A 26,116-nucleotide genomic window follows, 5' to 3' on the forward strand; every position below is an offset into this window, starting at 1 on the left:
GCTGCTTTCGACATTCATTGCAAAAAGGAGGTCTAAAGCCATAAAAACGGTGCATTTGGATGAAAATAAAACGAAATGAAGCATTAAAGCATGATCCGATGACTTTTCTCTTGACATAATGGCAAATATTAAACCTAGAAGGCTGTGGAAGCCAATAAAAGGTTTTGACAAAAGAGGGCAAACGTTAGAAAATCGTGTTTGACCGTTTTCTGTTTCGTTACAATAAAAATAGATAAAGACGTAACTGAAAAATGGCTGATCTAAGTTTGAATTGGTTACTTTAACAGATTATAGAGAAAAAAGAACCAATGTTTCAGGGGTATATAAATAAAGGGGGACACCTAATCATGGTGGAAAAGTGGCTTGTTGCCTTGCAAGTTATATTGGCGGCAATCGGGGTTTATCAATTTACCTTGTCGCTGTTTGGTATTTACAGAAAAAAGAAGCATAAAGAATACGAGCCGAAGAAGACCTTTGCGGTTTTGGTTGCGGCACATAATGAAGAAGCCGTTATTGATGCACTCATGGAAAATCTGAAGACAGTAGATTATCCAAAGGATATGTATGATGTGTTTGTTATCTGTGACAATTGTACGGATAATACGGCTGACATTGTACGCGAGCATGGCTGGACAGCATGTGAACGTCATAATCCTCATCAACGCGGAAAAGGATTTGCCATTGAATGGATGTTGAAGAAGCTGTGGGAAATGCCTCGTCAATTCGATGCGGTGGTCATGCTTGATGCGGACAACTTGGTCAGCCCTGATTTTCTGCGTGAAATGAACAACGATCTGTGTTCTGGAGCGCGCGTCATTCAAGGATATATTGATACAAAGAATCCGCATGACTCATGGATTACTGCGGCATATGGTGTTACTTATTGGTATTGCAATCGCTTGTGGCAGTTGTCCCGTACGAACTTAAAGATGGCTAATTTCTTAGGCGGCACCGGTATGTGTTTCGAGAACCAGCTGCTGAAAGATATGGGCTGGGGTGCGACAAGCTTGGTAGAGGATTTGGAGTTTACCGTTCGTTGCGTGAAAAATGGCGTAAATCCCGTGTTTAACTACAAGGCACGTGTGTATGACGAGAAACCACTTACGTTCAAGGCTTCGGCACGTCAGCGGTTGCGTTGGATGCAGGGACACTTTACGGTTGCTCGCCGTTATTTCTTCCCGCTGCTGTGGCAGAGTTTGAAGGAACGCAACTTGGCGAAGTTTGATACTGCATTATATACGATTACTGTGTATACGGTGCTTGTTACGTTTTTACTTACCGGTTATATGTGGGTGGATGCGGCGTTGTTTAACGGACCGAATTTCCCTACGCTCTATGAATACTTGCCGACTTGGTTGGCAATTGTATCGGTTGTAGCTACGTGCGCGGCCTTTATATTGGCGCTCATTCTAGAGGGTGTCAAGTCGTGGCGTGTATATGCATCGCTTATTACGTTCCCGATCTTCCTGTTGTCTTGGTGGCCAATTACGTTTTATGCGTTCTTTACACAGAACAACAAAGTATGGAGCCATACGGAGCACACGCGTGTCGTTCGTTTGGATGAAGTTCACGGCAAACAAGTAAGTTAAGTCATTTCACATGGAATAAATACGCAAGCAGGAGAGGGGCAGTTGCTGCCTCTCTTTTTTGTGTGGGAAGGGTCAGTTCATGGCATAAAAGATATCGGAGTACTAGTGGAAATGCTATGTAGTTGTTAAATTAACGCATGCAAGGGCAGTCTACATATGGAGTACAAAGTTCCAGTTATACTTCTGGGAATATATACTCAGTTTGGATGCAGAGATTGGAAGGAGAATTAGAGTGGGACGACAGTGGTTTGCCAGAGGGAGAAGAAAGTTGAACAGCATGCTGTTCATCCTGCTTTTTGCGGCCTTGTGGAGCAGCACAAGCAGTACAACGGTAGCCGCTTCCGGAGACAAGGCTGTAAAGCCCGTCTGGGATGCAAGATCAATTGGCAGCTTTATTCAACCTAATATTACGTCTGAGTGGACAGCTCAGGATTGGCTGGAAGAACTGTCTATTTTAAAAGAAGCAGGTAATCGCCTTGTTATTATTCAATGGACGGGTGATTCGAAGAAGAAAGAAACGATCTATCCGACTGCTCTGGCTGGCTTTAAGCAGGATGCAAAGTACAAGGGAGACCCATTGGAGTTCGCGCTTCAGGCAGCTGATTCTTTGGGCTTGGAAGTGTGGCTTGGTCTGAATGAGAATCAGGATTGGTACAAATATCATGCGGATCAACAGGTGTGGCTTCATCAGCTTTTTACATATGGATTAAAATTTGTGGATGAGCTTCAGGCTCGTTATGCTGAGCACCCTTCTTTGAAGGGATATTATTTGAACAATGAGATGGAAAATTGCAGTTATCAGGGTAAGGCCTCCATTCGAAATCTGGCCGCAGAGTTTAAACGGATTGTGGATCACGTGCATGCGCTGCCAGGTAATATGAAGACGTCGACGGCTCCGGCGCTTTGGCCTGAAAGTTGGTGTACTCAATCTCCTGCACAGAATCAACGAGCATGGAAACAGACTTGGGATGGTATTTTACAGCAGGTAGCTCTGGATTACCTTATTGTCCAGGATGGGTTGGGTGGGGGTTACCGCAGTAAAGAGGCAACCATACAATGGTATGCGTTTATGAAGTCGGTGACGGATCGGCACCCAATGACCAAGCTTTGGGCAGATGTGGAGACATTCCGCTCTGTCAACCCAGAACCTTGGTTTGCAGAACCGATGCCGATTCGTGAGGTCGTGCAGCATATGCAGCGGATTAAGCCTTACGTTGACGAACTGATTACGTTCTCTTATGACCATTATCAAAGTCCAAAGATTGTTGGTGTTTCCTATTATCACGAAACATATTTACAGTACGTGAGAACAGGGCGAGTAGATTCTGAAGCTCCTGCCGTTCCTTCAGGCTTGCAAGTGGCCGCATGGGGGACAGATAAAGTAAAGCTGGTCTGGCAGCCTTCGTCCGATAATATCGGGGCTATGTACTACGTTTATCGCGATGGGGTGAAGATCGGAAAGTCCTACGTGCCGCAGTATCAGGATTCCGGGCTTATCCCGAATACAACGTACAGGTATAGGATAGAGGCGGCAGATGCCGCGGGCAATCGTTCACGGTTATCAGACCCTATCTCAATTGCGACGTCCTATCAAGCGACGGACTGGGCGCTCGGCAAATCTTACGTCGTATCGATGCCGGCGAACTCAGCTTATCCGGACCGCGAAAGCAAGTTGACGGATGGAAATGCTGCCAGTAATGAACCGTTAGACCCGGCTTGGCAGGGCAGAAAGGCTGGCAGGATGCCGGAAACGTATACGGTAATTCTGGATCTAGAGAAAATACGACCAGTGGAGGGTGTCTCGCTGCAGTTCCTGACCCATGGTGCGGTAGGCGCAGTGCTGCCGGGCACAGTGGAGTATTGGATATCGGATGACAACATCAACTATCGATCATTGGGACAGGCGCCTTATCGCAGTGCCAAGTACGGTGAACCAGCAGTTAATCGCCAGGTTCAGTTTGGACTTGTATTTCCACAAGCACAGGCTCGTTACGTCAAGGCTGTTATTACGATAAAGCCAGAATCGTGGGTTTTTATGGATGAATTTCATGTAGATCATTACAAAGGAGCAGGGGTACCGATTAAGGAGCCGCTAGAGCGGGTAAGCCTGCATAAGCCCTACACAGTGTCTCACGCCGCTGCATCATCTTACCCGGATCAGAGACGTGTCAAGCTGACTGACGGTAAGCTTGGCAGCGTTGAATATACAGATTCCGCCTGGCAAGGTCGAGCGGATATTGCCAAGTACAGTGTGACACTGGATCTTCTTCGTCCTGTAATGCTTCGTCGCCTGGACGCTTCATTTCTGCGTGACGAAGGTGCGGCTATTCGCCTGCCTGAATATATAACGGTGAGGACGTCCACAGATGGTCAGCGGTTTACAACAAGAGGTACACTTAATAAAGTGCCCGCAAACCATAAGTCACGTCAAGCCTATATCTTCAAGCTGACCAGCACTGTCAAAGCCAGATATGTACAGGTAGAAATCATAACTTCGAGCGGCTGGTCTTTCATGGATGAAATGACGGTATATCGCTGAAAAAAGATAAAGAAAAAAGATAACAAGAGGCTGATAATAAGTTCAATTAAATTAAATGAAGTTAAGTTAAGTTAAGTTAAGTTAACTTAAGACTTGACGATTATATTTGTGTGTGATATATTACTTGAGTATGATTAATGAAAAGCAGAGGCGCCCGCTTCTCACCTGACCGACTTTGGTTGGCTGGTCTTTGAACTTTACCGTACTGACGGTACTCACTCGATAATGTATAGTGAGGGATGTGGGCTCTTTTGAGAGCTAACATCCCTTTTTTTGATGAAGTTTGGTAAATCGTATTTGGAGGTGGCAGGTCATTAGTAAGGATCATATTATCAACGAAGAAATTCGTGCGAAGGAAGTACGTCTTGTAGGTGCCGAAGGTGAGCAAATCGGGATTAAGCCTTTCCGTGAAGCTCTTCAGATGGCTATTGATGCGAACCTGGATCTTGTAAATGTGGCTCCTCAGGCTAAGCCTCCTGTGTGCCGCATTATGGACTACGGGAAGTTCCGTTATGAGCAGCAGAAGAAAGAGAAGGAAGCACGCAAGAACCAGAAGATCGTTGATCTTAAAGAAGTATGGTTCCGTGCCAACATTGATGAGCATGACTTCCAGACAAAGCTGCGTAATGTTATTAAGTTCTTGGGCGAAGGCGACAAAGTAAAATGCTCTGTTCGTTTCCGCGGCCGTGAAATCGCGCATGCAGCAGTTGGTCAACGTGTGTTGGAGCGTGTAAAGACGGAAACTGTCGATCTTTGCATCATTGAGCGCCAACCGAAGTTGGAAGGACGCAGCATGATTATGATATTGGCACCTAAGACTACTTAATTTAACGATTAAATGGTCCCGCCACGCAGGTGAAGGTGGCGGCTTGGATTAATTATTGAGGAGGAAATGATAATGCCTAAAATGAAAACGCACAGCAGCCTTAAAGGCCGCTTCAAAATCACTGGTACTGGTAAAGTTCGCCGTTATAAATCGGGCCGTAACCACTTGCTTTCACACAAGTCGAAACGTACTAAGCGCGTATTGGCAACAAGCCCAGTAATGGCTGCTGGTGACGTTCGTCGTCTGAAGCAACAATTGGCTAACTTGAAGTAATGAATTTATTCGCTCTCGTGTGTGCGCCACACGAAGCATAAGCATTTATATGCATATTAGAATCAATTGGGAGGTTACCTAGAATGGCTCGAGTTAAAGGCGGATTTACTACACGTCGTCGTCATAAGAAAGTATTGAAACTAGCTAAAGGTTACTTTGGCTCCAAACACCGTTTATTCAAAACAGCAAACGAGCAAGTGATGAAATCCTTGCTGTATGCATACCGCGATCGTCGCGTTAAGAAACGTGATTTCCGCAAATTGTGGATCGCTCGTATTAACGCAGCAGCTCGCATGAACGGTTTGTCTTACAGCAAATTCATGCACGGCTTGAAGTTGGCTGAAGTTAACATCAACCGTAAAATGCTTGCTGACTTGGCAGTGAACGATATCAATGCGTTCAACTCCTTGGCTGCTGTAGCAAAAGAAAAAGTAAACGCATAGTTCAGTTTTTGAGCTGGGCATTTCATAGAGTGCACCCTTTAGATGAGCATAGGACGTTGTCCTGTGTAATCTGACGGGTGCACTTTTGGTTTGTAATGAAGTAAATGAGCAAAGCAAAAAGCGTATTTCCTTATGATCATTAGCGCTAGATAGTAGCAGCAGTCATTTTAATAAAAGGAACGGGTTTTTTTAAGTAGTACTGCTCGACAAATCCGTGTTTTTGGTAGAGTTGAATAGCACGGGTATTGCTTGGCTCCACGAATAAGGAACATTTGGGTATTCCTGCTTGCCTTGCCTGATGAGAGGCCTCTTGCATAAGCACGTTGCCTACTCCCAGACCTTGATAGCAGGGAGCAGTAGCTATAAAGTTAATATACCACTCATCACTAGTTCTGGCTGTTAGTCTTTGCGACTGGATGCCAAGCAGAGGGTGGAGGCAGTGATAGGCTACCAGCTTAATACCGCCAGCACGAATCAATAAAGACAACGGCAGGTCTGCACAGGAGCTAGTTCCAACATCAAATGAGGTGAGTAAACCAGCAGGAGTGCCATTTAATTCTGCAATTAAACTGGCTTGATAATAAAAAGGATTCGGTTCAGCAGTCCATAATACTTGCATAACCTTTCTAGCCATTTCTTGACGCCCGCCCCCCAGCAATCTCTCGATGAGGCCACCTCCAGCAGATATGATCCGATCAAAGGCAAAATTAAAATCTGTTTCACAGGCTGGCCTAACAACGATTGTTCTCACCTTGGACACCTCCTGTAAAGTGACATGGCTGTTTATGTTTAGCCTTTCTGTAGGGTTCTTCTCTTACGAGGTGACCATGAATAACTTTAAGGAATAAAAGTGGAATCAGCCACTCAAAGCCCAGGATAGGAGGAAGAGCATAAAGTTGAATGAGGATGGCTAATAGAATGATAAGAATAGATACTGGACGTTTTACATACAAAGGGGTAATGGAGACAATAACGACAGAAGTCATAAATAGGAGATACCATATTAATCCGTATGTGATATTCATGGGGCCATACAGCAGACCTACGACAAGAGGGTGAATGTGAAAGCTGCTGAATAGGAATTTATTCTTTACGATTGCAGCCCATTTGCTTTCAGTTGCTAGCAGGGGAGTATGGTAGAAACGTTTGCAAGAATTCAGGGAATTGCTCACGAGACCACCTCCAATATCAAAAGCGAGGAGGAAGGCAATCGTGATCTGAAACCAATTCCATTGCACATAACCTGTGAGCAGCAAGTAAATTAACAATGCGACAAGTGCAATACAGCCTGAGTATCCAAGTGCTTTTTCTTCGGGATAAGCGCCAGTTCCAGCACCTAAATCTTCCTTGCCGCTATAATGCCAATCAATACGGGTATGCTCTCCCATATGTTCACTCTCCCCGTTCTTTGTGGGTGGATCGGATACTCAGGTTACCTTGAAGCACAAATTCAATACCTGTCTGATGAGCAAGCAGCATGTCATCATATTGATATTCGTCCATGAGCACATACAAGCTAAGCTGGTGAGTGACGCAAGCGGCAATACAAGTGAGTGCGGGCTGCAGGACCAAATCGTGATCAGCTTCTTCCATAACTGATTTTAGCAGCTGCTCGATATGACTAATGATAAACTGATCCAGCTTAAATAAGCTGCTGCGAGTTAAGGTAGAGGCGCTGGCCTGGCTGCCATACACAACGGAGAAGAAGTCCTTTAACAAATCCTTGTTGACTGATTTAATTTTGCTTAAATAATAATCAATGATGCTAGTAATTGCTGCTGCTAACTCTCTGATGCTGTGGATAGACTGATCAGGAAGTGTGTAAGGCTGAATCACCGTATCACCAAACATGGCACTGACGAACAAGTCACCTTTCGAATGAAAATAGTTAAACAACGTTCCTTCTCCGATGCCGGCTGCCTTGGCTACTTTAGATGTGGTTACTTTGCCATAGCCTACTTGCATAAATTGATCATAGGCATGCTCCAAAATTAGCTTTCTAGTCGCTTCTTTCTTAGCTGTTCGTATACCGCTCATCGTACAACTCCTTTCAATTATGAGCAAACTCAATTATGAGTATACTCATAATTATTGTCGATAAGGTAACATTTGTCAAGTGAAAAGCGAAGATATATAAAATGCACCTGATAAGCTTACCCATGAGGGGCGCTCTATCAGGTGCATTTTTTGCTACTCACTAATTTTTTCAAATGTCGTATCATATAAGCGGAACATCGTTTTATAGCCAGATTCATCAATTTTGATACCAACATCCAGTGTTCCTGTTAATTCAAGCGGTCCTGATGTGTAACGGAGCTTCGTATCATTGGGGACAAAGACCATCATAATCTTGTTCCAGTACGTTTCATCACCGTTGTCAAATGGACATTCTGCACCTGGCGCAGGGATAAGCAGGAACCAGTTCTTATCAAAGGAAAGTACTTCTCCCATGTATCCTTTTATTGTTACTTGTTTACCGCTTAGCTCCCAAAATTTCTCCGATGGTGTGTTTTGCTTCTCATTATCAAAAAATTCGGACCATAACAACGTATTCGAGTAAGACTTTGGCGCAGGTTGCTGCACAACAGGTTTTGACTGCGATTTGGCTGCTTCGTTTTTGCTATCAGGACTACGACCTTGTACAGCTGCGGGCTTATTCAGCTTTTTGTCATTCACAGCTAATTGAGATGCTTTGACTTGAGTTGATTTTTGAGCTGATGGTGACGTACCTTCCGACTTGGATAACTTGGGAGGTGTAGTTCGCATTGGATCTGTCGATTTGTGAAGCGCCGCTTTCCTTTCTAGATGGGTATCATTATCAGGAGCAGGGTTTTTCCTGCTATCAGTAGTTGATTGTCTCACAGGGGGGACCTTGTCTACAGCACCTTGAGTCGTTTGCGCTGTAGCCCCATTGGGCGCTTGTGTGGATGACATCGCCGTAAACTTGTTCCCAGACGTACTTAAGGAAGCATCGATGGTCTTCTTATCATAGGCTGAGCTTGTTTGTTCCTCAGGGTTACCATCAGTAGATTCGGGTATGTCTTTGACATCAGTCTCTTCTCGGGAGGCTGTGTCTCCAATAGTAGGAGCTTTTTCAGCTGTGACGACACTATTAGTTGTTGTTTTAGATGCGGCTGCTGCAAAAGAATCTGGTAATTGACCATTAGGTAAGTTAGATTGTCCGCAGCCAGCTAGCAGAATTCCACAGGCCATAGCAGCCGTAATAGCCAACACTGCATTTCGATTCATATCTATCCCTCGCTTTAGTAGGAAATGAAGTCTAAGCTTGACATGGTGTAGCTAGTTCTTAAACAGTTGCAGTGGATCGACCCGATATACTTTCCATGCTGGGCCGATGGAGGCGATAAAGCCAATAAGTAGTGTGCCAAGCAGGAGCCAACCTTCTCCAGATACGATCCGGGCCGCGTTAACATGAACGCCGGTCCATTCTAGAATAGAACTGGCACATAGATACGTAACAAGATGACCGAGCAGAAGGCCGAACACCAGTCCAACGCAAGTCAACAGCATTCCTTCACCAATGAGTACGGACCATACATATCGCCTTGACTTGCCAACAAGACGCATAAGACCCACATCTTTTTTACGTTCAGTGACAACTGATGTTAACGAGAGGAGCAGGGAAATGGCGGCGAGTACAACACAGATCATGGAGACAAAGCTGACTAATTCGGTTCCCTGATCTACAACATTTACAACGTCCGCTACAGATTTGCTCGTATAGGCGGCTTGAACGTCAACACGCTTGTCATACTTGTTCTTGATGAATTGTGTCCCAAGCAGTGACTTGGGCTGCACTAGAATGGCGGTAATGGTTTTGTCTTCATCATGTGTAATGCCATGAACATGCCAAGCATAATCAACAGTTGTAAATACAGCTCGATCATCAGCAGTGCCCAGTGACGGAAGGATGCCTACAATTTTGTATTCGAAATGCTCATGATCATCATGATGCTCCTGTGCATTACGGTTAGCGGTCGCCTGATCCAGATGTGTTTCTGACAAATCCGAAGACTCTTCCACATGGGTGTTATCTTCATGGTGCTCATCAGGATGTATTCCCTGCTCCTGTTCCTGATCCTTGGTAGTAGAATTAACATTTGTTCCCGAATTCGTATCAAATGACTTTCCACCTTCGTGAACAAGCCCGTGACTGCCGTGAAAGGTGTCTCCGACCTTTAGATCGAGCATTTTGGCAACATGAGCGCCTACGATCGTTTCACCTGTACGGGCATACATATTGCCAGCTTGCAGTCTCTGGTCGCCGTAACGTGTCAGGAAATAATCAGGCTCGATGCCTACAATAGGATAACGATTATAAGCATCTCCAGCAGTCATAGCATACACGTGAGCTGCCTCTGGCTCTTGCTTCAAATCTTGCAGCACCTGCAGCGGAATGTTGCCAATTGGTGATCCAACACGGTAATAGGTGTTTAACACCAGCTGTGTCTGACTGCCTTTTGCTCCTACAGTAAGTTCAAAGGGACCATAGCCTTTCTCCGCGCTCTGTTCGACGCCATCGCTTGCTTGTAATAAGATGACGAGTAGCCCGGTAGTAAGCGTTATGGATAATATCGTTAACAGCGATAATACTTTTCGATGCATCACGTTGCGCCATAAGATGTGAAAAACATTCATGCTTGCTGCGCTCCTTTCAAGCTAGGACCAGTTCCGTAAAGCTTATGGTTATGACGCTGCGTACAACGATTGATCTCCTCAATATGAACCTGCATTGGATATCGCAAAGCGAGATGCTGATCGTGCGTGACGGTGATCAAAGTAGCCTTTTCTTCCCTTGATAGGGACAAAAGCAGATTCATAGTGTCATGGGCTGTCTCAAAGTCGAGACTTCCAGTTGGTTCATCTGCAAGCAAGAGTGCAGGACGGTTAACTAGGGCGCGAACAATTGCAACTCGCTGCTGCTGTCCTCTGGACAGTTGCCCAGGCAGATGATTCATTCTATCTTGCAGACCAACACGTTCAAACCATTGCTGAATATGGGCATAACGTTCGCGCCCTCTGTGTGGGCCTTCATAGACTAATTCAATGTTCTGTCTAGCTGTGAGAGAGGATATGAGATGGAAATCCTGAAATATGATTCCGATATGTTTGGCACGGAAGTGATCTCGCTGCATCTCATTCATCTGATGCAATGGCTGATCCATAATATGCAGCTCGCCTTCGTCGAGCGGGAGCACGCCGCATAGCAGATATAGAAGTGTACTTTTTCCGCTGCCGCTTGGTCCAAGAAGTGCAATTTGTTCCCCTTGTTGTATGTGCCAGTTCTCAACATGGACAATCGGCAGTTCCTGCTGCTGCGTGCGATAGGACTTGCGAATCTGGTGGATTTGTATCATCGGACACCTCACGAGAAAGGGCAGGATGACAGCTGCCATCCTGCCCATTATTTGACTGCTCTTATTTTAATACAATTCGCTCAGATAGAGAGTCCCACTTCAAAGCATTCCCTGTCAATTTGCTGAAGGCATCCAAGTTTAAGTAGAGAACGTTACGGTCTATTTCGGCTGGAAGTGATGTCGCTTGGCCATTTACGGTTACAGTTGTACCGTTCTTCACTTGCAGCGTCACTTTTCCTTTTTTAAATGTTGTCACGTTATTCTTATTATCGCTTGTTACAGTAATGCCAAGTGACTTGGCAAGTGCAGGAGCAGGATACATGACGCTGCCTTCGCGTGTCACTTTGAATTTCGGATAGAGATGCTTGCTCTGCAAGTCGGCAGATGCTTTGTTCAGATCTAATCCTGCAGTTTTAGCTGCACTCTTGGCGATATCAGTATTATCGATTTGCCCTTTTACGGACTGTGCAATTGGACCATATGCCCAGACGCCAACATCAACTGCAGAGTGACCGTGGCCGGACCAGCCGACCAAATAACGCTTCGACATTACTGCGTTAAATGCACCTTCTTGTGCATAAGAAGACTTGTCACCGTCGATAATGAATTGAGCTTCTTCTTCTGTCAGATCGTTATATCCTGTATACTTTTGTACGAGTTGCTTAATTTCAGCAGTTGTTTTAACTGCTTTTAATTTGGGGCCAAGCTGTTCGGAAGAGATCTTTTGTTTGTTCCAAGAGTCAACATTTAGCTCGTAAATATCATCACGTGACAGGGACAAGCCGCCTGTCTCATGGTCTGCCGTAATAACAACTGATGTGTTGCCGTCTTTTTTGGCATAATCCAGAGCTACTTTGACAGCAGCGTCAAAATCAAGCATCTCTTGAATAACGGATGCGAAATCATTCGCATGGCCGGCATGGTCAATACGGCCGCCCTCAACCATCATCGTAAAGCCTTTTTTGTTCGTAGCGAGCGATTCGATTGCTTTCTTCGTCATATCTGCTAAGCTTGGTGTCTCCTGCTTGCGGTCGATGACGTAGTCAACATGGGAATCATTAAAGAGACCCAGAATTTTTCCGTTTTTGGCAGTCAAGGCGTTCAGCCCTTTTTTATCGTATATGACTTTATAGCCTTTAGCTTGGAAATCGGGAATGATTGATTTTCCCTCGCGCTTGCCTTTCTCGTCTTTGCCCACGAAGTGGCGCTTGCCGCCGCCGAGAAGCACGTCTACGCCAGATGTAAGGTATTGAGTCGCAATTGCATTCTCGTTATCGCGATTGCGGACATGTGATGCATATACGGCAGGTGTAGCATGCGTGATCCGTGCCGTAGTAACAAGGCCAGTCGATTTGCCAACTTGTTCAGAGGCTTCAATAATGGATGCGAAAGGCTTGGATATGTCCTCATTTGAAACACTGATTGCGGCATTATATGTCTTGTGTCCTGTAGCAAATGCAGTTCCGGCGGATGCGGAGTCCGTAACTTCACCTGATACGACTTTGTTCCCGTCTTCGCCTTTGTCAGCAAAAGTAGTCGCTTGACCTACATAGATGCTGTCGATGTTCAGGTGGGGCTTGTTCAACTTGTTTTTGGAGAAGATCCGTGCAGCAGATACTTGTGCTGGACCCATGCCGTCGCCAATGAGGACGATCAAGTTTTTGGAAGAAGGCTTGGCATTTTTGTTAGCATTCGTTTGGGCTGCGTCTGTTTGCAATGCACCATATGGGAGCATAAGCAGCGCCAAGCCAGTAACTAACGATTTACGTACATATTTGTTCAACAGTAACCCCTCCAACTATTTTTGGTTTAACAAGTTCATTGTAAAGGTTGATTGTTAAGTCGCTTTTAAGTACGTGTAAAGTTCGTGTAAATAAATCCGCTGGTGCCATAGCATTTTCCAAACCAATAGGCTTCATGCTATAAATTATCCATTGACCTAACCGGACTCCTAAGCTTACAATTCCTTTACGAATGCCGAACGGAAGAGAGGAACATTTAACGTGATTGATGTATCGCAGATTAATATTCATCAACTTATTATTCATAAAGTAGGAAGCGCCGCCCGTGACGAGGGAGTATGGGTTTCACGGGATTTAACCGATGTAGCGGGAGATGATGAGCTGCGGCTTGCGCTTACGCAATATTTTGTTAAGCCGTTTAAGTTTGATTGGTTTTATCGGCTTCACCATGAAGCAGATCTGAGCATGAATGAGATTTATACGTTTGCTTCCCGCATATTCGATCAGCCGGCAACTTTTCAAGAGCAATCGGTTCATATTCTGAACCACTTATACGCACAGTCTACACACCCTCAGATTAAGCCGGGAGAATTGTACGTTACTCATTTTAATAATGTGCTCTATGGGAACTTTAGCGTAGACGCGATCGGTATATTTAAGTCGGAAAATAAAGATGCGTTTCTGCAAGTAAAGGAGAAGTCAGACACGGATCTGGGTGTCTACTTGCAAGAAGGTATTAACATCAAGAAGCTGGATAAAGGATGTATTATATTTAATTTATATGCAGATTCGGGATATCGGGTATGTATGGTAGATACGGGCAGTCGTGGTTTTGAGGAAGCGCAATATTGGAAAGATGATTTCTTGCAGCTTGCGATGGTAGAGGACGAGCATTATTATACGGATGAGGCTATTACGATGTGCAGTGAATTTTATGACAGCGTCATTGCGCCTGCCTCAGAGCTGCCGGAGAAGAAAGAGAAGCTGGAGTTCATCAATAGCACGATGGAATACTTTTCTAAGCATGATACGTTTGATGAGCAATCGTTTGTGGATACCGTGCTGCATGAGAGGCCTCAACATGCACAGCATGCACCGATGTTTAAGGCATACAAGGAAACTTATGAGGAAGCAAATGATCTACCTCCTTTTGATGCGATGCCGATTTCACATGTGGCTCTCAAGAAGGCAAAGCAGTCGATACGCAATAACATCAAAACGGATACGGGAATTGACATCAAGTTGAAAAATGAAAGTTTCCCCTATTTGGAGCGCGGGTATGATGAGGAGCGCCAAATGTATTTCTATAAAGTGTATTTTAACGAGGAAGAATAGATGGCAATAAGTCGCACGCCCCTGTTAGCTGGGTTAACAGGAGGTGTGCTTTTTTTTGTTATTTTGTGCTCAAATATTTCGAGTTGTTAACTAGCTAGAAGGATGTGAATTAATAAATTCTATTGTCTCCCCTTTGAGGACAGATAGGTCGTTCGTGTAATATTTACGTTGTATTGCAGTCAGCCTCAACAGCAATATAATAAAGCTGCATGTGAATGAATGCGGAGCAGCTGTTCAACTCTTTAGTGAAAAGAAACCCTCGCGAAAATTAGCTGGGTGACCTTGTATTCAAATCAAACAACTGCGATAAGGTTGCAGGGAATACAATCTATTGTTGGTATTATTGAGCGACTGGTAAGGAATAGCTTAAGAAGTGTATCACACGTAAACATAAATAGAATTCACGATGAGCCTGCAAAAGCTGTATCAATAATCCATCCAACTGGAGTTGGTGATTCAGTTCTATCATGAATACGCATGAAATTACTGGATAATATGAGCGCTGCAAAATAGCAGCATAATCTGTTGTTTATGTCCATTGGGGGAGGACAGTTGTTGTTAAATTGGAAGTGCTCGCCGTATTCGACTTCATCTGTCCACCGAGCCGATAAGTTTGCTGGGTCAAGGTCATCTGCTTTAACAACATAAGCTCCCTACATTCATCAGAGGCAGCTTATGTTGCTTGCTGCTCAAGCTGCTAATGCAGCCGTCTTAAGTTTTATTTTGAATTGAATGCCATTGGTTGACATAATCGTGGAGTATATGGCGAATCGCCCGTCCAATCTGTAAATAAGCCTCATCATTGAGATTTGCAAGTGATATACGGATCGACCACGCCGGTCCGTGGAATCCGCCGCCGTTCAGCAAAACGATTGATGATTCCTCGGCTAACCGAAACAAAATGTCCACAGGTTCAAAATTTTCCTGTAAGTAGTTTGCGAAGTCTTCTCCACAATGTCGGCGTGCCCATACGAGCAAATCAAATTCAGTATAGTAGCTTGCATCATAGGCGTTATGAACAACGTCCATGTCAAGTCCTTCGTAGAGCATTGCTTTGCGGCGTCGGCAAATACTTTTCGTTAAATCTTTATAGGTATTTTGTTTATCTAGCAGACCTGCGATCGCAAACAATGCCATTTGCACCTGCTGTGGTGTGGATAACCCCGCAGTATGGTTAAGTGCGACTTGTCGACTATCGGCTACGATACGATCGATAAAGGTTATCTTCTCAGGATGAGTCGTCAGTGCGCTATATCTGGATTGGATGACATCACGTTTTGCTGTCGGTAGACTTCGAATCAGTTCGTCAAAAACGTTGTTGTCATGCACAACAATTACCCCGAGCCGCCAACCAGTCACACCGTAATATTTTGAAAATGAGTATACCCCGATGCTGTTCCGCGGAATATCCGTCATGATTGACCTGAATTGATCAACGAAGGTACAGTACACATCGTCCATAATAATCATTAAATTCGGATGATGATTATGAATGATTTGGACCAGCTTATTTACCGTACAAGGCTTCACCGCTACCGAAGGCGGATTACTCGGATTAACGCAGAATAAAGCCTTAATGCTAGTGTCCTTCAGTTTTTCAATCTCTGAATCGGGATACTGCCAGCTGTGTGAACCGTCCGCATTTGTGCCGCTTGCTATAATATATTTAATCTTAAAATGATATTGGGGCAAATGTGGAATTTCCAGATACGGCGTAAAGATTGGCACCATAATGGCGATCGTATCCCCTGATTCCAACAGCTGATTAGCGATCAAAGAGTCAAAAATATAACACATAGCTGCTGTGGCACCTTCGACCGCATAAATGCGGGCATGCCCTTGAAGTGATGTGCCGCCATAAAGCTCCTGACAAAGGAAGTCGTAAACTACTTTTTCGATTTGGGGAAGCATGCGGTCGGGATATGGGTAATGTCCGCCAATTATGCCGTCAACCAGTTCATATACCCAATCATCTGGACGCATGTTGTGCGTTTTCACACCGTAGGCGATGACTGCCTCCAGAAAGTCGATGCCTGCCGTGTAACGATGTTTGGCAGCATAGGTTCTAAACCTGTCATAGCTCCCTTGTCGTTCTGGCAGGCCAGCAAGTCCGGGGTCAACGTAGTGAACCCGCTTGCATTCCTCAATAGCGAATTGCCCCAATGCAAAAAAGGCTTCGCGTGGCTCTGTTGAAATCCAGTTTGGATTCCCTCTTCCTGCGTTCAGCATGGTTTGTGCATGTGCAGTAGCGTTCTCGTTTGCAAAGCTGATCAGTGTGTCCTTTAATTCAAAGGGACTAATAGAGCCGTATATTCGCTCCATGTCTCGACGTTGCGGATGGTCAGGTTTGATCATGGATTCCCTCTTCTTTAAAAAAATTTGGATCGTTCGAGCCGTCCTGACAGCATGACTATATTTAAAGATAACGATACGATATAGTCCTACGGCTATCGTGGGCAAACACTACGAATGGCAGTTATCTTCTCTACATTTTGTCCAAAAAAAGGAATGTTATGAGGGGAATGCAGTGCAGTTTTTACTTTCTAGGACTCTAGCACAGATTGGAAGTTGATAGGGTTACCAATACAAGCAGCCTTGTCTATCGTGCATAAGCTAAATCGTAGGAACGAAAAAGGAGGAGTTCTCATGCGTGGAGTTACACAAGCCGAGGCCCGCAAATGGGTAGGCAAGCGCATCTATGCGGTGCGTAAAAATGGCTCTGTAATTACTGGCAAGCTTGTCCGGATAGCTGGAAACCGACTTGTCCTGGAGCAGCCAAAAGGCAAACAAGCAAAAACAAAGGCGATCCTGCCTTTAGTATTGTTTGACTTGCTAGCCATTGGTGCTTTTAGCAGCAATCCATATGGTTATGGTGGCGGTTACGGTGGCTATGGAGGTGGCTATGGCGGCGGTTACGGCGGCGGCTACGGGTGCTGCGGCGGACAGTACGGCAACGTCTATCGACAAGGAGAGAAATAGGTCGGTCGCGTGAGGATGTAAGGCGAGTGGGCAGCCCGGAGCGGGAGACTCCGGGCTGTTTGGCATGAAGGTAGGGAAGAGTAGGTAGATATTGTGTCCGACTGCTTTACGTTTTTTAATACGAGATGAGCGCTGTTAGACTATTTCAGCTGCTTCTCCATCTCGTAACATTTCAGACTTGGAATATACCGTGTAATAACATAACCGTTGCGTTCATAGAAACGTTTGGCCTGGTCGTTGCCTTTATCGATCAGCAGCAAGGAAGATAGGCAATCTTTCTGTAGAGCTGTCTGCTCCGTTGCGCTCAAGAGGCGCAGTCCAATGCCTTTTCCATGCATAGGCGTAGTTACGGCCAGCATGTCGATAATAAGCTTGCGGTTGTTGAATACGGCATGAATAAATCCATATATCCGGTCAAGTCCGTCCGTATATACGTAAGTGATGCCGCGCTTTAAGCGTTGCGGCAATTCGTCTTTTATTTCCTTGGCGTCCCACTCGTTGTTAGAACGCGGAATCAGCTCTTGAACGATGAGCTGCCAGATGCCGTCATCATCTGATCCCGGCCTACGCAATCGCAGCATGAGCATACCTCCAAGACGCGATTTATGCCATATGGCAATATTTTTTTATAAGTTATGCCAGTACGGCCTGCCGGGTGCGACGCTCCAAATTTTTAAAAACAGCCTATTGACTCCCTAGGGGTGGAGGAATATAATGTTTCTAAACATTCGGCAACACGGATTGTTATATAATCCCAACGGCTATGAAGAGGACGAAGACTTAGGGCCCTTTTGAACAGAGAGCGTTCGGAACACTGCTGAAACCGACGCCAGAATCCCTGATGTGCGAGCTCACCTCGGAGCTGTTCTTCTGAACAGATGATGAAAGTCATAACATGCTTATGACTTGAGGAATTACATGATCCCACTAGGAAGAATCGTCAGACGCGCGTTAGGCGTCAAGTATACGAGATTGGACTCGTGTACTTATGGAGGCTTTGCATTGCGAGATGCACAGCGAACTTGGGTGGTACCACGGAAGCTAAACCTTTCGTCCCTACACAGCTATAGCTGTGTGGAGACGGAAGGTTTTTTTGATAATTATACATGTTACAAAGGATTCAACAGTGAAATTAAGTTAAGGAGGATGTCGAATGAGCACACATCACACGACCAAGCGATCAAAAGATGAATTAAGAGAAAAATGGATGAAGCCGGAAGTCATTACAGGCTCGGAAATCTTGCTGCGCAGCTTATTGTTGGAAGGTGTAGAGTGTGTCTTCGGTTATCCGGGCGGGGCAGTGCTTTACATTTATGACGCGATGCATGGCTTTGATGATTTTAATCACTTGCTGACACGTCATGAGCAAGGTGCTATCCATGCAGCAGACGGTTATGCTCGCGCAAGCGGCAAAGTAGGCGTCTGTATTGCGACTTCTGGTCCGGGGGCCACGAACTTGGTTACGGGTATTGCCACCGCGTATATGGATTCGATTCCGCTTGTTGTCATTACCGGCAACGTAGCAACTACGCTGATTGGGACGGATGCTTTCCAGGAAGCGGACATTACAGGCATTACAATGCCTGTTACGAAACATAGCTATCTGGTACGTGATGTAGAGGATTTGCCTCGTGTTATACACGAAGCATTCCACATTGCTTCAACAGGTCGCAAAGGACCGGTATTGATCGATATTCCGAAAGATGTATCAGCGGCAAAAACGCTGTTTAAACCCGTATCTGAGATTGACATTCGCGGGTACCATCCAACGGTTACGCCGAATAAGTATCAGGTCGACAAAATGATCAAGGCTATTGAGCAGGCAGAGCGTCCACTCATCTTGGCGGGAGCAGGCGTCGTACATTCTGGGGCACACGATGAACTTCTGGAATTTGTTAACAAGTCCGGCATTCCGGTCACTACAACATTACTTGGGCTTGGTGGCTTCCCTAGCGGGCATGAATTGTGGCTGGGCATGCCAGGGATGCATGGCACATACACCGCCAACAATGCAATTCAACAAGCGGATTTGCTTATCAACGTGGGCGCACGTTTTGACGATCGGGTGACGATGAAGCTGGAAGGTTTCGCGCCTTGCGCCAAAATTGTTCATATCGATATCGATCCGGCGGAGATCGGCAAGAACGTTCCGACGGATATTCCGATCGTAGGCGACATTTTGACGACACTTAAGCAAGCTAATACTGTAATTAAGCACACCGATAACGCGGAAGAGTGGCGCAATCTGGTGAAGCAGATGAAGGTGGATAAGCCGCTTCGTTATATCGATTCAAATGATGAATTAAAGCCGCAATGGGTCATTGAGATGATTCATGACACGACACATGGTAATGCCATCGTGACAACAGATGTCGGTCAGCATCAGATGTGGTCGGCTCAATATTATCGGTTTAACAATCCTAGATCCTTTATTACATCTGGTGGACTAGGTACGATGGGCTTCGGATTCCCGTCTGCTATCGGTGCTCAGATGGCGAACCCGGACCGTACGGTTGTCTCGATTAATGGTGATGGTGGTATGCAAATGTGTGCACAAGAGCTTGCAATTTGTGCGATCAACAACATTCCGGTCAAGGTCGCGATTATTAACAACCAAGTGCTGGGAATGGTTCGTCAGTGGCAGGAGATCATTTATGACAATCGGTACAGCCACATTGACCTTGCAGGCAGCCCGGACTTTGTAAAGTTGGCTGAAGCTTATGGTGTACGCGGATTCCGTGCGACGAACAAAGAAGAAGCGCTTCAAGCTTGGGAGGAAGCGTTAAATACGCCTGGACCAGCAGTTGTTGAGTTTGTTGTACGCAAGCATGAAAATGTGTATCCGATGGTTACGCAAGGCTGCACGATAGATCAAATGATAATGGGGGATAGCGAATGAGTACCACTAAACATACCATTGCCGTTATCGTAAATGACCAGCCAGGTGTCCTCCAACGTGTATCAGGTCTGTTTGGACGCAGAGGCTTCAACATTGAGAGCATCACTGTAGGTGCTTCGGAGGAAGTGGGTCTCTCGCGTATGGTTATTGTGACAACAGGCGATGATCATATGCTGGAGCAGATCGAAAAGCAGTTGTATAAGATTATCGACGTAATCAAAGTAATTAACTTAAGTTCGCAAGCGATGGTCGGTCGTGAACTTGCGCTTATCAAAGTAAAAGCAGAGCCAAGAGAGCGCCCGGAAGTACTTGGTGTAGTAGAAACATTCCGTGCTTCCATCGTAGACATTGGGCCAACGACACTGGTTGTTCAAGTCGTAGGTGATTCGGTCAAGATTGAAGCTATGGTTGAGCTGTTGCAACCCTATGGTATTCGTGAGATCAGCCGAACTGGTGTAACAGCGATGATTCGTGGTTCAGTAACAGACGGTAAATAATTAATCGGCATTATACCTTTCATCCATCTGCTTATCCCTGGATGAAGGGGTATTTCAGGGGACAAGCCAATATTGCCACTTGAAATACCCACATTCATCTGGGGAGAAGGCACAATAATATAACAATGGGAACCAATATGAGGAGGATCACACTTATGGCAGTTACAATGTACTATGAAAAAGATGCAGACTTCGGTGTATTGCAAGGGAAAACAATCGCGGTAATCGGTTACGGCAGCCAAGGGCATGCACAGGCGCAAAACTTGCGCGACAGCGGTCTTCAAGTGGTCATTGGCCTTCGTGAAGGCAAATCGGCAGACAAAGCTCGCCAAGACGGATTTGAAGTATTGTCAGTTGCGGATGCAACAAGCCGTGCAGATGTTGTACAAATCTTGATGCCGGATGAAACACAAGCTGCTGTATATCGTGATGAGATTGCTCCTAACTTGAAGAAGGGCGCGGCTCTGATGTTCTCCCACGGTTTTAATGTACACTTTGGCCAAATTGTAGCGCCAAAAGATACAGATGTATTGCTGGTAGCACCTAAATCTCCAGGTCATCTCGTTCGCCGCACGTATGTAGAAGGCTTTGGCGTTCCTGGACTGATTGCAATTGAACAGGATGCAACCGGCACTGCGAAAGCACTTGGTCTGGCGTATGCAAAAGGTATCGGCTGTACACGTGCAGGTGTCCTCGAAACATCCTTCAAAGAGGAAACGGAAACAGACTTGTTCGGTGAGCAAGCAGTACTGTGCGGCGGTGTGAGCGCACTTGTCAAAGCAGGTTTCGAGACGCTGACGGAAGCGGGTTATGCGCCAGAGATGGCATACTTCGAGTGCTTGCATGAGCTGAAGTTGATCGTGGACTTGATGTATGAAGGTGGTCTCGCGACTATGCGTGATTCCATTAGTAATACAGCGGAATACGGCGACTATGTTACTGGACCACGTATCGTAACCGAAGATACTAAGAAAGCGATGAAAGAAGTGCTGTCTGATATCCAACAAGGCAAATTTGCACGTGACTTCATCTTGGAGAATCAAGCGAATCGTGCTTTCTTGACGGCTACTCGCCGTAATGAAGCTAGCCATCCAATCGAAGTGGTGGGCGGTCAATTACGTGAGATGATGCACTGGATCAAGAAATAATCGAGTAAACAGGCAAGGCGATAACGCATAGCGTCCGCCCGTCATTTGGCGGGTGGACGTTTTTACTATATGGACGAACGAGGAGGCGCAGCGATGCGTAAAATTTATATATTTGACACCACTTTGCGTGACGGGGAGCAATCGCCAGGCGTCAACCTAAACACCAAAGAAAAGCTAGAAATTGCGCATCAGTTGGAACGGCTTGGCATCGATCGGATGGAAGCTGGCTTCCCGGCAGCGTCTCCCGGAGACTTAGCTGCGGTGAATGCCGTGGCGAGAGCAGTCAAAAATGCGACAGTTGTAGGGTTGTCGCGTTCCCGCATTCCAGATATCGACGCGGCCTATGAAGCATTGAAGGATGCGCAAGATCCTTGCTTGCACTTGTTCCTTGCTTCATCGCCAATTCATCGTCAATACAAGCTGCGTATGAGCAAGGAAGAGATGCTGAAGACGGCGGAGGACGCTATTAAGTATGCGAGGAAATATTTTAGCAAGGTAGAGTTTTCACCGGAAGATGCTGGTCGTACGGAGCTCGATTTTCTCTGTCAGGTGACGGAAATGGCGATCAAGGCTGGTGCATCGGTTGTGAACATACCGGATACTGTGGGGTACTTGACCCCTTACGAATATGGCAACATCTTTAAGACGCTGAAGGAAAATGTACCTGGTATCGAGCGTATTCAATTAAGCGCTCATTGCCATGATGATCTGGGGATGGCGACTGCCAATGCGCTTGCTGCGGTACTGAATGGCGCAGACCAGATTGAGGGTACCATCAATGGCATTGGGGAACGTGCCGGCAATACGGCGATCGAGGAAGTAGCGCTTGCATTGGAGACACGACAGGACTTTTTTCAGGCAAAGACCTCACTTGTATTGTCCGAGATTGCGCGTACAAGCCGTCTGGTCAGTAAGCTCACCGGTATGGTTGTGCCTGGTAACAAGGCTATTGTGGGCGCGAACGCCTTTGCTCATGAATCAGGTATCCATCAGGATGGTATGCTGAAGGAAAAAACAACATATGAGATCATCTCGCCGGAGACGATTGGTTTAAAGGAGAGCACATTAGTTCTCGGCAAACATTCTGGTCGTCATGCGTTCCGCGAGAAACTGCAGGACCTGGGATATGAGCTTGAAGAAGAACAAGTAAATGCAGCATTTTCCAAGTTCAAAGATTTGGCGGATAAGAAAAAAGAAGTTTCCGACGAAGATATCCGGGCCTTTATCGAGGAGAAGCTTGTCGAAACACGAGAAGAGTTCAAGCTGGAGACGATATACGTCTCATACGGTAACCAATCAACACCGTCGGCCAAAGTTCGTATCGTCACATTGCAGGGCGAAGTGCTTGAGCAAGAGGCAGAGGGGAACGGCTCGGTTGATGCGATTTATAACGCCATTGATAAGGCGACGGGTGAAGAAGTCGTACTCTCTGACTATTCCATCAAGTCAGTGACACACGGTAAGGATGCACAAGGTGAAGTGCATGTGGTGATGAATCAGCATGAAGTTGCGGTACTTGGCCGCGGGGTAAGTACGGATATTCTGGAGGCCAGTGCGCGAGCTTATATTGACGCGCTGAATCGATTGATTGAGAAGCGAAGCAGCGGCAGCTCGAGTCGGCGCGATAAGATCAGTTTGATCTAAGGTTACATGAAAGTAAGGCTTTTCTCATAATGTGCCAACTGGTGCACATAGGGAGAAGCCTTCTTTTTTTCTCTGGAACCTTTTATTTGTGAAGGTCTTGCAGTCACTACGCGTATTATTCGAATGAAGCTTACTTGAACAACACTTATAGGTTTTACCTATAAAGTTGATAGATTTTATATCTTAGTCAAATGTACCTGATGTGTGATACAAATGTAATAATACATTTGGAGTTGTTGTGAGCAGGCGGAGTGTCATTATCCGCTTTATTATAGGAGCTGGGATAACAACCATCGGGGATGAAGGAGTGAGTTAGATGACAGAAGTAAAAAAAATAGCGGTTATAGCAGGTGACGGTATTGGACCGGAAGTGGTAGCTGAGGCAATCAAAGTGATGAAGCGTACAGAAGAGCTGTTTAACTATAAATTTGAATTCGAGCACGGATTGTTCGGGGGCATTGCGATTGATGAAACAGGGACACCCTTACCACAGGCAACGTTGGACATGTGTCAGCGTGCGGATTCCGTACTGCTAGGAGCAGTAGGCGGCCCGAAGTGGGACAACAATTCGAAAGAACTGCGACCGGAAACTGGACTGCTCGGCATTCGTAAAGCATTGGGCTTGTTCTCCAACATTCGCCCGGCGGTTGTCTTTGATTGTCTGAAAGACGCGTCGACTCTTAAACCAGAAGTCCTTGAGGGTACGGATCTCATCGTAGTGCGTGAGTTAACAGGGGGAATCTACTTCGGGGAGAAATTCCGACGTGAGGGTGAACGGGGACAGGAAGCGGTGGACACTTGCGTCTACAACGTAGAAGAAGTGGAGCGCATCGTTCGTCAAGGCTTCGAAGTTGCACAGAAGCGTCGCAAGAAGCTGGCTTCAGTTGATAAGGCAAACGTGCTGGAAACTTCTCGTTTGTGGCGTGAGACTGTAAACCGTATTGCCCCGGAATATCCAGATGTTGAGCTGGAGCATGTACTGGTCGACAATTGCGCAATGCAGCTTCTGCGCCGTCCTGCCAGCTTCGATGTCATCGTAACAGAGAATATGTTCGGAGATATTCTCAGTGACGAAGCAGCCATGCTGACCGGTTCGATCGGCATGCTGTCGTCAGCTTCGTTGGGTGAGGGCAGCTTTGGTCTCTACGAACCGGTGCACGGGTCAGCACCAGACATTGCGGGTCAGGGGATTGCTAATCCGATCGCAACCATACTGTCCGTTGCGTTAATGTTCCGTCTCACCTTTGGTTATGAAGAGGCAGCCAATGCCATTGAGTCGGCGGTAAAGCAAGTGCTTGATGCTGGTCATCGTACAGGCGATATTGCAGTGGATCGGTCCCAAGCGATTGGTACGGAAGCGATGGGGGATCTGATCGTTGCTGCATTAAGCGAGCAAGTCGTGAATGCATAATTTTAATCGTTAACAACATAACTAGAACCGGTGTCTATTTTAATAGTAGACATCGGTTTTTTTATTAACCTATTTATTGTGGCAACAAGTAAGGGGGAGTATGGATCTAGGGAGGAGAACCTCTCAAGCAATCCCTTGAATACAATCAGAACCTTCTTCCCGCAAATCGCATACAGTTTATGAGCATGCCTTAAACAATGCTTGTGGAAAAGGGGAGCAGTGAGATGAGAATTATGATATGGTGCGCCAACGTCATTTCCGCAGGTGGGGGAGCACGACTGCTCTCCAACCTGCTGCCTGCAATGGCACGTCAGCCAGACATTGATCTAGTTAGACTGGTTATTGCTCCAGAGACTCGATTTAAAGAAAGAATTGATATTACTGGATATTCGAATATCGACATTGTCTACTTTAATGGAAGTATTCAATCGAATGAAGGCAGAGCCTTATTGCAGGACTGCCATGTTGTTTATTTCTTTTGGCCGCATGGCCCCGAGTTTGTAAGTATTGGTTTGCCAACGATTTGCACGTACCATGATACAACAGTATTGGACTTCATCTTACCGTTTTTAAGCGGTTCATCCGTGCAGCATTATTGGCGCGCCGCCAAGGGTTGGGTCGACAACGTCACGACTGTTGTTGTATCCTCTCAACATGTAAAGTCACGGCTTGTGGAACACTTTGGACCTCGTTGTAATGACGCAGTTGTTATTGCACATGCAATTGTACCTGCGGCTACAATAACCAATAGGACGATAAGTGAGTGGCTTTCTGCACGAATACCAGCAAAATATATTCTGTATCCTAGCAATGTGAGTCCACACAAAAATCATGCCAATTTAATGTTAGCCTACTCTCAATTTACGTCGCGCCGCGAATGCCCGCTTGTATTATTCGGCTATAACACAGAGCTGCTAAGATATCAGGCACCGAATTGGCCCGATACTCCGTTTGTCCCGACCTTGATATCTTTACTGAAGCGAACAGGATTACGGCTTGATGAAGAAATATATCCACTTGGCTTTGTTCCTGATAATGATGTAATTCCACTAATTGCGAATGCCTATGCAGTTATTATGCCAAGCTTATCGGAAGGTGGCGGCAGTTATCCGGTAGAAGAAGCGTTAAAGTTAGGTGTGCCGGTACTCTGCTCCGATATTCCTGTCATGAGAGAGCATTTGTCAAGACACAGCGCAGACATCTGTTGGTTTAATCCGGAATCGACTGATTCAATCCTGCATGCACTAGAGCATCTATCTTCTAATTATGTACATTATAAAACATCTGCAATGCACGGCATCCATGATCCTTCGGAGACATGGGATGACGTAGCCAGTAAATACATTCATGCGTTCCGCATCGCTTATTTAAAATACTACGGGGCTCTCAAATGAAGAATAATTCCTGATCGAA

22 protein-coding genes are annotated in these 26,116 nt (G+C 45.8%); 13 read left to right on the top strand and 9 right to left on the bottom strand.

Going from position 1 to position 26,116, the window contains the following annotated elements; all coding sequences use genetic code 11:
* Positions 1 to 347: 347 nt before the first annotated feature.
* From QP775_RS19340 to rplT, 5 genes are all read left to right on the top strand, one after another.
* Entirely contained in the window at positions 348 to 1,589 is a 1,242-nt protein-coding gene (locus tag QP775_RS19340; RefSeq protein WP_285108512.1) for a glycosyltransferase family 2 protein, read from the top strand.
* A gap of 232 nt (positions 1,590 to 1,821) precedes the next feature.
* Positions 1,822 to 4,128 (top strand): DUF4434 domain-containing protein, encoded by a 2,307-nt coding sequence (locus QP775_RS19345; protein WP_285108514.1) that lies wholly within the window; start codon positions 1,822 to 1,824, stop codon positions 4,126 to 4,128.
* A gap of 328 nt (positions 4,129 to 4,456) precedes the next feature.
* Positions 4,457 to 4,954, top strand: a complete 498-nt coding sequence (infC, locus tag QP775_RS19350; protein WP_239332393.1) for a translation initiation factor IF-3 — start codon at positions 4,457 to 4,459, stop codon at positions 4,952 to 4,954.
* Between the two features lie 72 nt (positions 4,955 to 5,026).
* Complete coding sequence (gene rpmI / locus QP775_RS19355) at positions 5,027 to 5,227, top strand: 50S ribosomal protein L35 (protein ID WP_239332182.1); 201 nt, start codon at positions 5,027 to 5,029, stop codon at positions 5,225 to 5,227.
* Between the two features lie 83 nt (positions 5,228 to 5,310).
* The gene (rplT, locus tag QP775_RS19360; protein ID WP_239332180.1) at positions 5,311 to 5,670 is read left to right on the top strand and encodes a 50S ribosomal protein L20; all 360 of its coding nucleotides are present in this window, start codon (positions 5,311 to 5,313) and stop codon (positions 5,668 to 5,670) included.
* A 145-nt stretch (positions 5,671 to 5,815) separates the two neighbouring features.
* Here rplT and QP775_RS19365 read toward each other — a convergent pair whose 3' ends face one another.
* The 7 genes from QP775_RS19365 to QP775_RS19395 all read right to left on the bottom strand — a co-directional run bounded on the left by QP775_RS19365 (position 5,816) and on the right by QP775_RS19395 (position 12,783).
* On the bottom strand, positions 5,816 to 6,421 hold the full coding sequence (locus QP775_RS19365; protein ID WP_285108516.1) for a GNAT family N-acetyltransferase: 606 nt from the start codon (positions 6,419 to 6,421) through the stop codon (positions 5,816 to 5,818).
* Positions 6,402 to 7,058, bottom strand: a complete 657-nt coding sequence (locus QP775_RS19370) for a hypothetical protein (RefSeq protein ID WP_285108518.1) — start codon at positions 7,056 to 7,058, stop codon at positions 6,402 to 6,404. Before QP775_RS19370 ends, QP775_RS19365 begins: the two co-directional genes overlap by 20 nt.
* 4 nt (positions 7,059 to 7,062) lie before the next feature.
* A complete protein-coding gene (locus tag QP775_RS19375; RefSeq protein ID WP_285108520.1) occupies positions 7,063 to 7,707 on the bottom strand; it encodes a TetR/AcrR family transcriptional regulator in 645 nt (214 codons plus the stop codon).
* Between the two features lie 153 nt (positions 7,708 to 7,860).
* Complete coding sequence (locus QP775_RS19380; RefSeq protein ID WP_285108522.1) at positions 7,861 to 8,919, bottom strand: hypothetical protein; 1,059 nt, start codon at positions 8,917 to 8,919, stop codon at positions 7,861 to 7,863.
* A 51-nt stretch (positions 8,920 to 8,970) separates the two neighbouring features.
* Positions 8,971 to 10,329, bottom strand: a complete 1,359-nt coding sequence (locus QP775_RS19385) for an ABC transporter permease (protein ID WP_285108524.1) — start codon at positions 10,327 to 10,329, stop codon at positions 8,971 to 8,973.
* Complete coding sequence (locus tag QP775_RS19390; protein ID WP_285108526.1) at positions 10,326 to 11,048, bottom strand: ABC transporter ATP-binding protein; 723 nt, start codon at positions 11,046 to 11,048, stop codon at positions 10,326 to 10,328. The genes QP775_RS19385 and QP775_RS19390 overlap by 4 nt, the downstream gene beginning before the upstream one ends.
* Before the next feature lie 61 nt (positions 11,049 to 11,109).
* Positions 11,110 to 12,783 carry an alkaline phosphatase gene (locus QP775_RS19395; protein ID WP_239332391.1) on the bottom strand — a complete coding sequence of 558 codons (1,674 nt, stop codon included), beginning with the start codon at positions 12,781 to 12,783 and terminating at the stop codon, positions 11,110 to 11,112.
* A 268-nt stretch (positions 12,784 to 13,051) separates the two neighbouring features.
* Here QP775_RS19395 and QP775_RS19400 point away from each other — a divergent pair, with 268 nt between their 5' ends.
* Positions 13,052 to 14,125: a nucleoid-associated protein gene (locus tag QP775_RS19400; protein ID WP_239332166.1), complete on the top strand. Its 1,074-nt coding sequence runs from the start codon at positions 13,052 to 13,054 to the stop codon at positions 14,123 to 14,125.
* Between the two features lie 711 nt (positions 14,126 to 14,836).
* On the opposite strand, the gene aspD is transcribed toward QP775_RS19400, so the two are convergent.
* Positions 14,837 to 16,480 carry an aspartate 4-decarboxylase gene (aspD, locus tag QP775_RS19405; RefSeq protein ID WP_285108529.1) on the bottom strand — a complete coding sequence of 548 codons (1,644 nt, stop codon included), beginning with the start codon at positions 16,478 to 16,480 and terminating at the stop codon, positions 14,837 to 14,839.
* 291 nt (positions 16,481 to 16,771) lie between these two features.
* Here aspD and QP775_RS19410 point away from each other — a divergent pair, with 291 nt between their 5' ends.
* A complete protein-coding gene (locus tag QP775_RS19410; protein ID WP_285108531.1) occupies positions 16,772 to 17,104 on the top strand; it encodes a hypothetical protein in 333 nt (110 codons plus the stop codon).
* A gap of 140 nt (positions 17,105 to 17,244) precedes the next feature.
* Here QP775_RS19410 and QP775_RS19415 read toward each other — a convergent pair whose 3' ends face one another.
* On the bottom strand, positions 17,245 to 17,685 hold the full coding sequence (locus QP775_RS19415; protein WP_285108533.1) for a GNAT family N-acetyltransferase: 441 nt from the start codon (positions 17,683 to 17,685) through the stop codon (positions 17,245 to 17,247).
* 572 nt (positions 17,686 to 18,257) lie between these two features.
* On the opposite strand from QP775_RS19415, the gene ilvB reads away from it, so the two are divergent.
* The 6 genes from ilvB to QP775_RS19445 all read left to right on the top strand — a co-directional run bounded on the left by ilvB (position 18,258) and on the right by QP775_RS19445 (position 26,097).
* A complete protein-coding gene (gene ilvB / locus QP775_RS19420) occupies positions 18,258 to 20,003 on the top strand; it encodes a biosynthetic-type acetolactate synthase large subunit (protein WP_239332158.1) in 1,746 nt (581 codons plus the stop codon).
* Positions 20,000 to 20,500, top strand: coding sequence for an acetolactate synthase small subunit (ilvN, locus tag QP775_RS19425; RefSeq protein WP_239332156.1), 501 nt, complete (start codon positions 20,000 to 20,002; stop codon positions 20,498 to 20,500). Before ilvB ends, ilvN begins: the two co-directional genes overlap by 4 nt.
* A gap of 155 nt (positions 20,501 to 20,655) precedes the next feature.
* Complete coding sequence (ilvC, locus tag QP775_RS19430) at positions 20,656 to 21,648, top strand: ketol-acid reductoisomerase (protein ID WP_239332154.1); 993 nt, start codon at positions 20,656 to 20,658, stop codon at positions 21,646 to 21,648.
* 93 nt (positions 21,649 to 21,741) lie between these two features.
* On the top strand, positions 21,742 to 23,292 hold the full coding sequence (locus QP775_RS19435; protein ID WP_239332153.1) for a 2-isopropylmalate synthase: 1,551 nt from the start codon (positions 21,742 to 21,744) through the stop codon (positions 23,290 to 23,292).
* 316 nt (positions 23,293 to 23,608) lie between these two features.
* Positions 23,609 to 24,703, top strand: coding sequence for a 3-isopropylmalate dehydrogenase (gene leuB, locus QP775_RS19440; protein ID WP_239332152.1), 1,095 nt, complete (start codon positions 23,609 to 23,611; stop codon positions 24,701 to 24,703).
* Positions 24,704 to 24,927: 224 nt separating this feature from the next.
* On the top strand, positions 24,928 to 26,097 hold the full coding sequence (locus QP775_RS19445) for a glycosyltransferase (RefSeq protein WP_285108538.1): 1,170 nt from the start codon (positions 24,928 to 24,930) through the stop codon (positions 26,095 to 26,097).
* Positions 26,098 to 26,116: the final 19 nt, after the last annotated feature.

Source organism: Paenibacillus sp. UMB4589-SE434 (genome assembly GCF_030226685.1).
GTDB lineage: Bacteria > Bacillota > Bacilli > Paenibacillales > Paenibacillaceae > Paenibacillus_B.